General features: G+C 73.0%; 1 protein-coding gene. It reads right to left on the reverse strand.

Going from position 1 to position 1,050, the window contains the following annotated elements; translation table 11 throughout:
• Nucleotides 1-1,022: glycoside hydrolase family 15 protein (locus D458_RS0132660; protein WP_239648127.1), on the reverse strand; the 1,022-nt coding region annotated here is incomplete at its 3' end.
• Between the last annotated feature and the right edge of the window lie 28 nt (nucleotides 1,023-1,050).

The following is a 1,050-nucleotide window of genomic DNA, read 5'->3' on the forward strand; positions in this document are numbered from 1 at the left end:
TGCGAGTAGGCCTGCGGGTGGTTGCCCAGCGCCCGCTCGGTGACCGGGTCGAACTCCTCGGGGATCAACCCGGTCGGCCCCGCGCAGTCCACCAGGTGCTTGAACAGCTCCTCGGCCTCCGCGCGGCGCCCGGTCAGCAGATAGGCCTCGATCAGCCACGTGGTGCACAGGTGGAAACCGCCCTCACCGCCGGGCAGGCCGTCGTCGCGGTGGTAGCGGTAGACGGTCGGGCCGCTGCGCAGCTCGGCCTCCACCGCGGTCACGGTGGCCTGGAAACGCTCGTCGGAGGGATCGATCAGCCCCGACAGGCCGATGTGCAGCGAGGCCGCGTCCAGGTCGGTGCCGTCGTAGGCGGTGGTGTAGGCCTGGGCCTGCTCGTTCCAGCCCTTCTCCAGGACCTCCTCGGCGATGCGCGTGCGCAGGCCCGGCCAGGTCGGGTCCACCGCGCGGCCGTAGCGCCGCGCCAGGGCCAGGGCGCGGTCCAGCGTCACCCAGCACATCACCTTGGAGTAGACGCGCTGGCGGGGTTCGTCGCGCTCCTCCCAGATGCCGTGGTCGGGCTCGTGCCAGCGGCGGGCCACGGCCTGGGCCATGGAGCGCACCAGGTCCCAGTCGCGGTCGGTGAGCGTGTCGTTGACCCGGGCGATCTGGGCGATCAGCTCCACCACGGGGCCGAACACGTCCAGCTGGACCTGGTGGTCGGCCAGGTTGCCGATCCGGACCGGGCGCGAGCCCGCGTAGCCCGACAGGGACTCGATGACCTCCTCGGGGCCCAGGTCGGTGCCGCGCAGGCTGTAGAGGGGGCGCAGCAGTTCGGGGCTGGGCAGTGACTCCACGACGCGGTGGACCCAGTCCAGGAAGGCCTCGGCCTCGGCGGTGGAGCCGAGCGAGACCAGGGCCTGCACGGTCAGGGCGCCGTCGCGCAGCCAGCAGTAGCGGTAGTCCCAGTTGCGGACCCCGCCCACCTCCTCGGGCAGGGAGGTGGTGGCCGCGGCCATCACCCCGCCGGTGGGGGTGCACAACCCGCGCAGCGTCAACGCGGACCGGGCG

The organism is Nocardiopsis ganjiahuensis DSM 45031 (assembly GCF_000341085.1).
In the GTDB taxonomy this organism is placed as follows: Bacteria; Actinomycetota; Actinomycetes; order Streptosporangiales; family Streptosporangiaceae; genus Nocardiopsis; species Nocardiopsis ganjiahuensis.